General features: G+C 39.7%; 14 protein-coding genes. 3 read left to right on the top strand and 11 right to left on the bottom strand.

The window, feature by feature from the left end; translation table 11 throughout:
* Positions 1-18: 18 nt before the first annotated feature.
* The 5 genes from ACFOZY_RS08155 to dacB form a co-directional block, all read right to left on the bottom strand.
* Positions 19-327 carry a putative quinol monooxygenase gene (locus tag ACFOZY_RS08155; RefSeq protein WP_378154181.1) on the bottom strand — a complete coding sequence of 103 codons (309 nt, stop codon included), beginning with the start codon at positions 325-327 and terminating at the stop codon, positions 19-21.
* Positions 328-1,116, bottom strand: coding sequence for an alpha/beta hydrolase (locus ACFOZY_RS08150; protein WP_378154178.1), 789 nt, complete (start codon positions 1,114-1,116; stop codon positions 328-330).
* Positions 1,113-1,532 (bottom strand): VOC family protein, encoded by a 420-nt coding sequence (locus ACFOZY_RS08145; RefSeq protein ID WP_378154176.1) that lies wholly within the window; start codon positions 1,530-1,532, stop codon positions 1,113-1,115. Before ACFOZY_RS08145 ends, ACFOZY_RS08150 begins: the two co-directional genes overlap by 4 nt.
* 140 nt (positions 1,533-1,672) lie before the next feature.
* Positions 1,673-2,518 (bottom strand): diaminopimelate epimerase, encoded by an 846-nt coding sequence (dapF, locus tag ACFOZY_RS08140; protein ID WP_378154174.1) that lies wholly within the window; start codon positions 2,516-2,518, stop codon positions 1,673-1,675.
* 84 nt (positions 2,519-2,602) lie between these two features.
* Complete coding sequence (dacB, locus tag ACFOZY_RS08135; protein ID WP_378154171.1) at positions 2,603-4,072, bottom strand: D-alanyl-D-alanine carboxypeptidase/D-alanyl-D-alanine endopeptidase; 1,470 nt, start codon at positions 4,070-4,072, stop codon at positions 2,603-2,605.
* Between the two features lie 353 nt (positions 4,073-4,425).
* Between dacB and ACFOZY_RS08130 the strand changes: the two genes are divergently transcribed.
* Positions 4,426-5,241 carry an STAS domain-containing protein gene (locus tag ACFOZY_RS08130; RefSeq protein ID WP_378154169.1) on the top strand — a complete coding sequence of 272 codons (816 nt, stop codon included), beginning with the start codon at positions 4,426-4,428 and terminating at the stop codon, positions 5,239-5,241.
* 45 nt (positions 5,242-5,286) lie between these two features.
* On the opposite strand, the gene ACFOZY_RS08125 is transcribed toward ACFOZY_RS08130, so the two are convergent.
* The 3 genes from ACFOZY_RS08125 to ACFOZY_RS08115 all read right to left on the bottom strand — a co-directional run bounded on the left by ACFOZY_RS08125 (position 5,287) and on the right by ACFOZY_RS08115 (position 8,005).
* Positions 5,287-5,982 (bottom strand): ABC transporter permease, encoded by a 696-nt coding sequence (locus tag ACFOZY_RS08125; RefSeq protein WP_378154167.1) that lies wholly within the window; start codon positions 5,980-5,982, stop codon positions 5,287-5,289.
* Complete coding sequence (locus tag ACFOZY_RS08120) at positions 5,979-6,824, bottom strand: ABC transporter ATP-binding protein (protein WP_378154165.1); 846 nt, start codon at positions 6,822-6,824, stop codon at positions 5,979-5,981. Before ACFOZY_RS08120 ends, ACFOZY_RS08125 begins: the two co-directional genes overlap by 4 nt.
* Positions 6,825-6,955: 131 nt before the next feature.
* Positions 6,956-8,005, bottom strand: a complete 1,050-nt coding sequence (locus ACFOZY_RS08115) for a LytTR family transcriptional regulator DNA-binding domain-containing protein (protein ID WP_378154163.1) — start codon at positions 8,003-8,005, stop codon at positions 6,956-6,958.
* 169 nt (positions 8,006-8,174) lie between these two features.
* On the opposite strand from ACFOZY_RS08115, the gene ACFOZY_RS08110 reads away from it, so the two are divergent.
* Positions 8,175-8,825 (top strand): GntR family transcriptional regulator, encoded by a 651-nt coding sequence (locus ACFOZY_RS08110; protein ID WP_378154161.1) that lies wholly within the window; start codon positions 8,175-8,177, stop codon positions 8,823-8,825.
* A gap of 96 nt (positions 8,826-8,921) precedes the next feature.
* Here ACFOZY_RS08110 and brnQ read toward each other — a convergent pair whose 3' ends face one another.
* The 3 genes from brnQ to ACFOZY_RS08095 all read right to left on the bottom strand — a co-directional run bounded on the left by brnQ (position 8,922) and on the right by ACFOZY_RS08095 (position 12,310).
* Positions 8,922-10,307, bottom strand: a complete 1,386-nt coding sequence (gene brnQ, locus ACFOZY_RS08105; RefSeq protein WP_378154159.1) for a branched-chain amino acid transport system II carrier protein — start codon at positions 10,305-10,307, stop codon at positions 8,922-8,924.
* A gap of 252 nt (positions 10,308-10,559) precedes the next feature.
* A complete protein-coding gene (locus tag ACFOZY_RS08100) occupies positions 10,560-10,922 on the bottom strand; it encodes a hypothetical protein (protein ID WP_378154157.1) in 363 nt (120 codons plus the stop codon).
* Positions 10,923-11,092: 170 nt separating this feature from the next.
* Complete coding sequence (locus ACFOZY_RS08095) at positions 11,093-12,310, bottom strand: dicarboxylate/amino acid:cation symporter (protein ID WP_378154155.1); 1,218 nt, start codon at positions 12,308-12,310, stop codon at positions 11,093-11,095.
* Positions 12,311-12,650: 340 nt separating this feature from the next.
* Between ACFOZY_RS08095 and ACFOZY_RS08090 the strand changes: the two genes are divergently transcribed.
* Complete coding sequence (locus ACFOZY_RS08090) at positions 12,651-12,974, top strand: ArsR/SmtB family transcription factor (RefSeq protein ID WP_378154153.1); 324 nt, start codon at positions 12,651-12,653, stop codon at positions 12,972-12,974.
* The last annotated feature ends 6 nt before the right edge of the window (positions 12,975-12,980 follow it).

The following is a 12,980-nucleotide window of genomic DNA, read 5'->3' as shown; positions in this document are numbered from 1 at the left end:
TCCCTATCATTCTTGCAGTTATTTTGTGAGACCTTTACCTCCCAACACTTCAAATGTATTCAGTCTTTCCATACCAGTTATGAGAGAGCGTCCCTTCATTATTAAATTCCGGACTTCCTCGTTGGAGAGCGAGGCTTTATGCGCCTCTTCATCCTTCCATACTTCGGTCACCCAAATTGAATTAGGCTCTTCATCATTAATATTGACCATATAGATCTCACATTCTTTCATCGACTGGAGTGCCTTCGCAGCAGTTAGAAGTATTTCGGACAGTTGATCTCTTTTCCCTTCAACCGCAGAAATTTTTCCAAATATACCGAACGACATTTAATTTCCTCCTACCGGGCTTTTGTTAAGTAGATAGTTAAATATTGCAGGAACCCGCTGCTTGAAATACGGATAACTATGCTCGGCCTGAGCAATTATAGCTATATGTGCATGAGGTATTTTATCTTTGATCAAATTCGCTATGGATTCATTAGATTCACAAAATAAGCGGCTGATGAAGGCATTTTCCTTCCCTTCTTTCGTACCCCAATCCATATAGAAGCGTTCGTTTCCACTTAAATCTATTGATGCAATCAGCTCTTCCATCTTCTCCTGATTACGCCAAAAACCTGAAGAGATGGCTATTACCTTCTTGAAAATTCCCGGATACTTGCAGGCAGCATAAGTAGAGATCAGTCCTCCAAGGGAGATCCCACCGATTGCCGTGTCTGTTGGGATTGTCCTGTAACTTTCATCGATGAATGGCTTTAATTCTTCCACGATGAAACGGACATACGCGTCCCCTTTTCCACCTTGGTAAAGTGCGGCTTCTGATACTTGTCTGCTATACTCACCGCCCATCCAAGGACAATATTCATCCGACCGTCCATCTTGCTCTTCACTTGCATCAATTCCTACTACTATGAGTTCAATGGAATTAGTAACTAAATACTTTTCTAAACTAAGTGAAACGCCGCCGATTGCCACATCGTCGGAGAACACATTTTTTCCGTCGTGCATGTACAAAACAGGATAATGTTGGTCGGCATCTGAATAATTTGCTGGCAAATATATTCTTATATTCTTTGCCTTAATAAACTTGCTTTCAATTAAAAATGTTTCAATCATTGTTCAACTTTCAATCTTTCTTTGAACTTGGGACTTAGTTGACTCCATACATCGAACTTATTCCCATCAGGATCCCGGAATACAAAATTTCTACCCGGATGTCCGCGGTCTTCAATTGGGCCAACTTCGACGTCTTTTGCTTGAAGGTCTTTTTGAAGCTCTACTAGCTTTTCTTCACCATCCACTTCAAATGTCAGTGAAAACCGTTCACTTCCATTTGAGTCAATAAAGTTTGAAGTTTCTCCTTGTTTAGCCTTCACTAAGAAAAGCGCCTGATCAGCAATTGCTAAAATCGCTTTTTCATCATCCATATAATTGAGTTGTGCTTCTAATTTTGTCGTATACCAATCTGCCGCTAAGGCTACATCTTGGACTGGAAGATACGTTGTACCTACCCGAATTAGTTTTTCTCCCATATATAATCCCTCCCTTATTGTAAGATTCTTTTTTGTGCCTTTGTTTTCCTGCCACCTCTCTTTAGAAATTCAAGCTTATGTAGCATTTCGTCCTATAACAAAAAAGCTGTTTCCAATGGCGGTTGGAAACAGCTTGGATTTTAAAACAACTCTCTTAATTCCTCTGCCAGGTATCCCTTTGAAACAAAAGCTACAGGACCTGTCATGTTGACATTGAACTCTTCATCCATATCGATGGCTAATGTTCCGCCCGGCATATGAACAGTCACTTGCCGGTCGATCAAACCTAATTTTACTGCAACCGAAGCTGCCGCACAGCTGCTGCTGCCTGAGGCGAGAGTGTAGCCTGCCCCCCGCTCCCAAATTTCGATTTGTATATTATTCCGATCCAGCACTTTTAAAAACTGGACGTTCGTCCGATTCGGAAATAATGGATGCGTTTCAATGAGCGGACCCAATTCATGGGCTAAGTCACTCGAAATATCCTCGAGTGGCACTACACAATGCGGGTTTCCCATCGACACACATGAAACGGTCAATTCCGAACCTTTTACCATCAGCTTTTCATTCACCATTTCTCTCGATTCACCAGTAGCCGGTATCTTCGTACTTTGGAAACTTGCTTGACCCATTCCCATTTTAATTTTTTCTTTTTTGTCTATGACATGTGCACTAACCATTCCACCATCAGTGTTGAACTTAAACGGCTTCTCCCCTGTTACATATCCTTCGTCCACTAAATATCGTGCAAAAATACGCGTCCCATTCCCGCTCTTTTCGGCCAAACTTCCATCCGGGTTAAAAATTTTTAATCCTATTACTCCTTCATCATCGAACAGCGGTCCGAAAAGAATGCCATCAGATCCCTCACCGAAATGTCTGTCACAAATCACCTTTGCGCTATTTCCATCCACTTTAAACTCCGTCTTTTGCGGGTCCATTACTAAATAATCATTGCCAAGACCGTTATATCGATAAAAGTCCATCTGGAACTCTCCTCTGTCATTTGTTGTTAAGAACCATTGTACAATTGCTGAAAGCAGAAAAAAAGAGCGGTAAACCGCTCGATGTTAATTTCGTTTTGAGTTAGCAATTGCAGTTGCCATACGGTCAAGTGTAGGAACTGTGCTTGTACGATAGTTTTGCGTCAATATGGAGAATACTAAGAGCTCACCATCACGTGTCGTTGCATAGCCCGTTAAAGAGCTTACTTGATCGAGCGTACCCGTTTTGGCAATTACATTTCCTTTAGCTGGCCAGGTTGTCATACGTGTCCTTAGCGTACCACCAACAAACCGGTCACTTCCCCCGGCAATCGGCAATCCTTTTAAATAGGTACCATACCAAGGTTCCTTTCTGACTTTCTGCAACAACAACGTTAGTTGACTAGAACTTACCTTGTTTGCGTGGGACATACCGGAAGCATCCTCAAAATCCCATTGATTGAGGTCAAGACCGATCGATGATGCATATTCCCTCATTACACGCAGTCCCGCACCCCAACTACCTTCTCCGTATTTCACTTTCCCCATTTGCTTCGCTAAATGTTCCGCATGTGTATTATTACTTAACTTTAAAAACGGAATCATTAATTGTTTTAAGGGCATCGACTTTTTGGCAATCAAAACTCGTGCATTGTCAGGTGTTTTACCTCTTAAAACCTTTGACGTGGCTACAAATTTGATACCTTTTGCTGCCAATGACTTTTTGAATACATCTAAGGCGTATGCAGTTGGATTCGAAACGGCAATCCATTCTTTTTTACCAGCCGATCCAACCGGTACATTTCCAGTAATGATTATTTTATTGGTGCCATATTCCCGTTGAATCTTCAACGTGTTCCGATTGCCTTTTGGCACTGTTTTAGATTTGTTAATGATTCGGACTACATTTGTCGCTGGTGTTAAAGTCACCTTAGCATTACGGCCGTTAACGGAAGGTTTTGCTTCAACAATGACTGATCCTGCATCATAGTCAGTGTTCGGTGATAGTGTCAGTGCCGAAATTTGTGCTGCATAATAGTAAGATTCATCCTCTTTCGCAATTCCATTAGAAAGCCTGTCCGAATCAAACCATGTATCATCCCCGACAATATGCCCGGATAGTCGTTTCACTCCCCGATTCGCCAATATTGAGGCAAAATGATCAAAGTCCTTCTTCAACAGTGTTGGATCTCCTGTTCCCTTCAGATATAAATTTCCGTATAATGTTCCTTTTGCTACTTGTCCGTTTGTTAGTACTTCTGTCAAGAACCGATGATTTTCGCCTAATGTATCTAATGCAGCGGCAGCTGTTAAAACTTTCAGAGATGATGCCGGCGTTACACCCAACTCCGGATTTTTGGAGTAAATTATTTCACCGTTAGATGCTTTCCTCACCGTTACACTCACGGTCGTTCCGCTTAAACTGCTATTCACTATGGAATTCAACGAGTTTTGAAGAGTTGAATACGAGGATGCCGCTTGAACTGAAGGAGATTCTGTGAAGAATCCTGTAAGTGTTCCCAAAAACATGAAAAGAGCGACGATCCCAACTATCATTTTTTGTCGATTTATCATAAGCCCTCCGAATTATGTAGTATATTCAGAGTTTACCATGAACAGCCTGGAAATTATTGCACTTTTTGTCCTATTTTTTGGGGATTATTGAGAATATTAAACCTTTAATCAGTGTTTAAGGATAGAAGGATTGTTTAACAACACCCAATATCATGCCATTCTCCGCTCTTTGGGAGCAAAAATTTCTGAACTTATAATCCAGTTATTTAGTGAAAAATTCCTCTAAGGCTCTAATTTTCTTAAACCTTCAATTTGATTTAATGAATTTATTGTGTTTAAGTTGAGTTATTAAAGGGTAAAAAGTCATGAGAAATATCATTTCGGGGGAATGAATAATGGAATTCGTTTTGCAAAACACAGAACTTAAGAGCTATTTGGATTCACATAAATATGATTTTGAAGAAATGCTTTTAAATCAAGCTGTAACAGTTCGTGATAAAATTGACGAAATTTTACGGATTGGCGATATTGACCTCATCAACAATGCCCATAAACTTGTGTCTTATGTAATAGATGGAAAAAGTGAAGAGTTAAAGAAGTTTGCACGTCAGGAAGGGATTGCGTGGGCAACTCATTCCCTAACGCTTTCTTTTAAACTTGAATGGGTACAAGCGATCCGAAGAACTCTTTGGAGATACGTTGAAATGTACAATGAGTATAAGGGAAGCAATAATTTTGAAAATTTCTTTCACGTGGAAAAACAAATTAATAATGGCATCGACCAATTCTTGAATGCCTTTTTCATCAACTATTCGACTTATAAAGATTCCTTACTCCTCGCCCAGAGACAGCTTGTAGAAAATCTTTCTGTTCCAATCATTCCAATTACTCAAGCTACAGCAATTCTACCGTTGATCGGGTCTATTGATTCGTTCCGTGCACAAATTCTTGAAGAAAAGGTTCTAACAGAGATTAGCCGACTTCAAATCCAAACACTGATTATGGATCTTTCAGGAATTGCAGAAATCGAAGATGATATTGCCGACCACTTAACGAGAATTATAAATGGAACAACTTTAATGGGATGTAAAACTGTTATTACAGGCCTCCGTGCGGAAGTTGTCCGTAAAATTGTCAATTTGGGAATTGTTTTTGATCCAGGTACCGCTACACTTGGTTCACTGCAACAGGCCCTAAACAAATATATCTGATGCAATTCAAATGAGGCTGTCCCATCCGTGGGACAGCCCTTTTTGTTAATCCTTTAACCGTTTCTGATATAGAACGACCATTGTCACGTGTATGATTACTGTCCAAATTAGAAGTCCAGCTAACTCGCTCATCGAATTCCCGAAATTTGCCTGATTATTCTCTGCTATAGTAAACAGGAGGTTGTGCGGCATGTATTCGATCACTGAGAGGAATGGATATTTTTCGATATACATCGTTAAGTATGGCAATCCCATGAATAAGAGCATGATTGGCATAATACCAACAGATGCTTCGACCACAGATTTCGTGAGGAGCCCCATAATAGTTCCGATACCAACGTACAAAATAATCGAAACGAGGATGCCTGCAATAACCACTCCCGAAGGTGAGTATTCCAAGAAAAATGCAGAAATGAAAACAATCACAGAAGTCATGACGATGGAAAGAAGGCTCTTGCCCCCAAGAATATCGATTGCACTTGCTGGGGAAAGCATTAGCACGCGAAGTGTATTCTTTTCTTTTTCTTCTGCTATTAGCGCACTTTGCATAAAAGTTCCGACCATCGTAAACGCCATGATGAACACAAAGTACGTACCGAACAGAGAGTCCATCCCCATTCGTGAATAAAGTGCAGCCAAAATTGGCGGGAATAAAAACATAGGAGATACATACAGGTTTTTTGAAATATCTTTAAAGTCTTTACGAGCAATTGCATAAGATCGTTTCCAAGAAAAAGTCATGCCAATTTCCTCCCTGTCACGTTTATAAAAATGTCTCCTAATGTCGGTTCATTTGAAGAAACAGAAGCAATTCGATTTTGGCTCATTAACTCGTGCATCGTTTCCGCACCGTCTGGCCCTTTTGAAATGACAATCATTTTGCCGTCAGTTGTTTCTACTGTTAATGTCGGTTCACTGAATTTCTGCCGCAGCGCCCTTGGTGTATCCAACAGTTGAATTCTTCCTTCACTTAAGAAAGCAACCCGATCACACAGCACGTCAGCTTCATACATATCATGGGTGGTAAGGAAAATTGTCGTTCCAGCCTCTCTTAACCTCTCTAATCCTTTATAAATATGCTTTGTATTCACAGGGTCCAAAGCAGAAGTCGGCTCATCCAAAAATAGTAGCTCTGGTTTATGTAAAAATGCCCTTGCCAGAAGGATCCGTTGGGTCATACCCTTTGAAAGCTTAGAAATCAGCTTCTTCTTTTCTTCTTTTAAATTGACCATCTCCAGCACTTCATCGACTCTACTATAAGGTTCATCGTAGAGTTCACAAAATAACTTTAAATTTTCTTCTACCGATAACCTGGCATATAATCCGCTGTTATCTGAAAGGATCCCAATTTTTCTGTTCAATTCATTTGTTAATTTTCCAACTGGTTTGCCAAACACTTCAGCAGATCCACTCGTGGCATCTAATTGCCCGGTTAAGATTTTAATAGTAGTCGTTTTTCCAGAGCCACTTGGTCCTAAGAAACCAAAGATTTCCCCTTTCTTTATATTGAAAGATACATCAATTAGTGCACGCTGATTCCCAAAGATTTTTTCCAGCGAGGAGACTTCAATAATTCGCTCCATGTTCAAACCCTCTTTTCTATATGGTGACTTTCTGCCTTCATCATAAGCAATATCATGGGGCACGGCATTAAAATCACGCTGAAAAGAGCAACTTAGGAGATGAATGGAGTAAAAAAAGAGGTGAATGGAACCTATTTCAGTCCGATCATTCCTTTTAACTCAGACATTTTTGTTTTGGACAGGGGAATATTGGATTTATCCCGATCATCCAATACGAGGCTATAACTATTCCTTGTCCAAGTAATAACTTCCCGGACTCTTTGCAGATTTACAATGTAAGAACGATGGCATCTATAAAAACCGTAAGGCAATAGACGTTCCTCTAATTCATTCATTTTGAAATCACTTGGATACGATTCACCATCAATCATGATATTCGCACTTCCGTCACTGCTCTCGATATAATCGATTTCTGTTGGGCTGAACAAGATAATCTTCTCATTCACTTTCGCTGGGATTTTCTCGAAGCGTACCTGCTGAACAGAAATCAACTCTGCCGGAACTTCAGTTATTACCTCTTCTGTATCTAATGAACTATCAGTAGAATCTTCTTCAACTTCATAAGGAATCAACCCCTCCTCCCCGAGACGATATACCCTATCTGTTACCGTTAAGGCACTTTCCATATTGCCTGTCAAAATTAATACTGCCTTCCCCTTTAAAGTCAAATACTCGACAAAGTTAATAAAGATACGGTGCGTTTCCAAATCGACATTTTGAAGGGGTTCTTCAAATACAATTACTTTGGGATCAGCAAATAAAAGCCTTGAAAATTGAACTCTTTTCACTTCCGAAAGTGAGCATTTGGTTAACCGATGATGTAATTGATCTTTTAACCCCAAGATTAAGGCGACATCCTCTATTAAGAAGTCAGACTCATAAACATCTTTATAGAATTTCAAGTGATCGAGTATGGTCAATCGTTCATAATAACCTTCACTTAGCGTACATATGCCTATTTCACGAGCAAACTGACGATCTAAAATATGTATTCCATTTACGCTTATATAACCTTCCGAAGGTTGAAAAGAACCTTCTATTATATGTATGAGCATTTCTCTAATGTTGACATGGCAATGAATTGCTGCCACTACCGATGCATCCACCTGCAAATCAAAGGAAGGGAACACTAATGTATCTGCATTCCGTTTTGCGAGTTTCTCAATTGTCAGCAAAGTCATTATTTCACCTATATTCTAAAACTAAATACTCTTCTTTCATGGTAGAACATAGCACAAATAAATCAAGCAAAAATCCAATATATTGTATAAACTCATAGTTAAACTTTTGTTTATCCTGTATAATTTAAGTCAATAGGAAAAAGTTGCAAATCAGTAAGGGGGAAATCTGATGCCAATTCCAACAAACCATACACGGCCTATTCGAAAAACTGCAAAAGAAAGCGCATTCATACAATTACAGCAATGGATTATTGACGGAACTCTCCAACCTGGAGAAAAATTATATGATACAGAACTTGCTTCAGCACTTGGTGTAAGTCGCACACCCGTTCGGGAGTCCCTCCAATTGTTAGAGGTGCAGGGCTTCGTTGTTATGCAGCCTGGCAAAGCAACTCAAGTTACAAATGTGAACAAAGATGATATTAAAGAGCTTCTTCCACCGCTTTCGGCATTACAAGCCCTGTCTGCAGAACTTGCTATACCGCATATTGATGATGAGACTATTAGACGTTTAGGAGAACTCAATAACCAGTTTGCCGATTTGATCGGACAAAAGGATTTCTTCCAGGCTCTTAAAATTGACGAGGAATTCCACCAAATCATTGTAGATATAGCCGATAATCGTTTTATCGAATCTATCGTTCAACGTCTGCAAGCTCATGTAAGAAGATTATTCTTTTTTAACTCGATTAAGCTTTCTACCCGTTCAATTGAAGAACATAAAGAGATAATTGCAGCATTCAAAGCACGGGATGCAGTGAGAGCTTCCGAAACAATGAAAATAAACTGGAATCGTACAATTGAGGATTTTGAGAGATAACTATACGATGTATATACCTACCTAAAGAGATGGACTCTATAATCGTAGGACAAAAAAAGCCGTTGCCACTTCACTTCAGGCAACGGCTTTTTCAAATTATGAATTTGCATTGGCTTCTTGTTTTGGTTTTGCAACGACAACGCCCATATTTGTGAAGCGGGCAATCAGACCGGTAACAACCATAACAATACCTACCGGTAAAACCCAACCTAAGCCTTGGGAATACAGCGGCAAATTGTCATTAAGGAATGTAACGATCGACTGCAGCCAACCAGGGTTGTCCATTTCAAGGGAAGCAAATAATGTCTTTACTCCGTCGACCACCCCAACGCATAAGGCTACAAACGTACTTGCAACGTAAACAATTTTAGCATGGTTGAATAGCGGTGATGCAAAAGCCAATAGAATGGTTACGATTGCTAAAGGATAGAGCAACATTAAAACTGGTACTGAGAATGTGATGATATTCGTCAATCCAGCATTCGATACGACAAAAGAAAAGACGCTGAAGATGACGACGAATGCTTTGTAGTTTACTTTCGGGAACAATGTATTGAAATATTCGCTACATGCCGTAATTAGTCCGATACTTGTTGTTAAACAAGCAAGGATGATGACAATCCCTAACAGTACAGACCCGTATGTTCCGAAATAGTGATTAGCAACTGCACTTAATACCGGACCACCGTTGTCAAAATAGCCAAATAGCTGAACACTTGTGGCTCCTAATAGTGCGATCCCGAGATAAATAACGCCAAGAAGAGTTGCAGCTACTCCTCCGGAAACCGCTGTTGCTTTTAAGATGCCTCGCTTGGACTTAACGCCCATGCGCTGAATGGCATGAATGACGATAATAGCAAATACTAAGGAAGCCAGAGCATCCATTGTATTGTAGCCTTCAGTAAATCCTTTGAAGAATGCACTTTCAAGATATCCTTCTTGAGGAACTTCCGGTGCACCCATTGGTTTGAAAATGACCATTGCCAAAAGAATTACAAGACCAACTACTATTCCTGGTGTTAAGAATTTACCCACGTAGTCGACAATTTTCGCCGGCTTCAGACAGAATAAGAGTGTGATTCCAAAAAAGATTGCAGAATAGATCCAAAGAGCAACTGTTGGATCTCCATTCATGAATGGAGCAGCAATTCCCACTTCGAAGGATACAGTAGCGGTACGCGGAATCGCGAAAAACGGTCCGATTGTTAAGTAAAGTGCCGAAGTAAAAAGTACTGCGTAAACCGGATTTACACGGCTCGCCAACTCTTGCAAGTTTTTACTTCCTGAAAAGCCCATTGCCAGGATTCCTAAAAACGGAAGACCTACTCCTGTAATAAGAAAACCGATTGCTGCAGGCCATACATTAGATCCGGCCTGTTGTCCAAGTTGTGCTGGGAAAATGAGGTTTCCGGCTCCGAAAAATAGTGCGAAAAGCATAACACCGACAACCACATACGATTTGAATGGTAGTTTTTGATCCATTTGCTGTTCCTCCTTAGATGATTAAATTAGGTACATATTTTTTAGTAATATTGGCATCCACTTAAATTAAAAGATTTACTCAAATTTTCAAATAAATTAGTCCAAAAGAGGTATGCAATATATTACACGCAAGTGATATTTGTTATATTACTATCATTTTAGGTAGAATGCAATATATTGCGTGAATATTTTCATAAAAAATTTAAAAAAAGAAAGAGGCCGTCTAATAGCCTCTTTTTCTTTTATGTACTCCTATGAACGAACGCATTCAGAACCTCTTTTTAAAAGGTCTAATAGTTTTGCATCTTCCTCATTTGGAATTGTATAGATTTTAGCATATGCATTTTTCTCATTTAATTTAACCCGTAACTCGTTTAAGCATTCATCTTCATTATAGAAAAGATTTACATGTTCCAAGGTTAATGAGTTCCGGAAACACTGTCCACCGGCCTCGGAGTAGAATAATACTTCCTTCTCAGTAGCGGCTATTATTCCTTTTCCTGAGTATTCTTCCTCATTGAAGCAGAAAGTGAATTGTCCAAAAATCCAATAATGAATGGGCTCATGTCCAAATGAATTTTGGGCGGATTCAAGCAATTGGAAATACTGGTTCAAAAGTGTTCACTCTCCTTTCTCATTTCCCTAATCATAGCTCTATAATATTAAGTTGGTGTTTCAACAACATTACTTTTTCATTAATAAAACCTGCCTTCTTTACGAAGACAGGTTCATACAGACTATTAAGTTTTTCCTATCGGTAACCGGCAATCCTTAGTCAGTAAAGATTAAGCGGCTTCTTTCTCACCCAATGCCTTTTCTGAACCGGCTACTACAACCGCGGCCGATGCATCCCCTACAACATTCAACGAAGTCCGCATCATATCCAAAATCCTGTCAATTCCCGCGATGAGTGCAATTCCTTCAAGCGGCATGTTGACTGACGTTAATACCATCGCTAACATTACCATGCCTGCTCCCGGTACACCTGCAGTACCGATAGACGCCAATATAGTCATAAGAACAACGGTCAGCAGCTGTATAAACGAAAGCTCCAGTCCATAAAACTGTGCTATGAAAACTACTGCTACCCCTTGATAAATGGCGGTTCCATCCATATTTATCGTCGCACCTAACGGAAGGACGAAACTTGAAATCCGATTCGGTACTTTTAGATTCTCGTTAGTATTTTTGATCGTTACCGGCAGGGTTCCTGAACTACTCGCCGTGCTAAACGCTACAAAGGCTGCCGGAGCAATACCTTTAAAGAAATTGAAAGGATTCATTTTAGCAAAGGTTTTGACAGTCAATGAATAGACGATAAAAGCATGCAGTAGACACGCCAGATAAACAGCCAGAATGACCTTTAACAAGGGCAATAATACAGATGTCCCGTAACTTCCGATCACTGGTGCAAGAAGGCCGACAATGCCAATAGGGGCAAGCTTCATGATGATTCCGGTAATTTTATACATAATTTCTGCAAAACCTTCGAAAAAGCGGAGAACCGGCAGTCCTTTTTCACCAATTAGCGTCAGGGCAACACCAATGAAAAGTGCAAAGAAGATAATTTGCAGGACATTCCCAGATGTTAAAGCGTTAAAAGGGTTTTCTGGAATTATATTTAGAATCGTAGTAACAGCGCTTTGCGGTTCATTTGCTGCAGCCTCTGGAATCTCGCCTCCTTCAGAAAGAGAAAGACCTTTCCCAGGTGACAATGCAAAAGCGATGATTAAACCGATGATAATGGCAATTGCTGTCGTGGCAAGATAATAGACAATGGTTTTTGCACCGATTCTTCCCAGTTGTTTCGGATTAGCAGAGCTCGCGACTCCCACAACTAACGTGGCCAAAATTAGCGGTGCAATTATGAACTTAATCAGCCTTAAAAATAATTCCCCAAGCGGTTTTATCACATCTATCGAACTACCAAAGAATACGCCTAATAAGATTGCCAGCACAAAAGCAACCAGCATCTGTGCTGCTAAATTAAAACGAAACAGCATGTTTACCCTCCTTTTTATAATTTTCAATTAATTAATTGTATGATTGGCTCTTGACTGCCCATGACAAATTGTATGAGGTTAGGCTAAAAGGCGTATAAAGACGAATTTTTTGTAGATTCACATCAATTAAAATGCGAAAGCGGATTTCTTAAACCCTCAGAGCCAACGGATTCGATTAAGGAATGGAATGCTATGCAAGGGAAATTATTTAAACTTCGTACGTAGATCAGCGTATTATCCAAATTCTTTATTGTTTCTTTTTAATTTCTGTTATATATTATTAACATATTCAAATATTTGAATATGTTAATTCGTAGAGGTGATAAATATGTGGACTGATATGCAACAATTTAAAGCCGATTTTTTCAAGGCTTTAGCGCATCCATTAAGGATTCGAATATTGGAACTGCTATCAGAGGGCGAAAAGAGCGTAAATGAAATTCAAGAAGCACTTCAAAGTGAAGGTTCTTCTGTATCTCAGCAGCTAAGTGTCCTTAGAAGTAGAAATATAGTCGTTGGGCGGAAGAATGGAAAACATGTAATCTACTCCCTACGAGATGAAGCCATAGCTGATCTTTTAACAGTTGCACGGAACATCTTTAACAATCACTTGATTGATACAGTTGCGATGTTGGAAGAGCTGGATGAAAAAGTACAAGACTAAACATGA

It is taken from the genome of Chungangia koreensis, assembly GCF_042651785.1.
GTDB lineage: Bacteria > Bacillota > Bacilli > Bacillales_A > Planococcaceae > Chungangia > Chungangia koreensis.
This window is presented reverse-complemented; position numbering and strand designations above follow the sequence as displayed.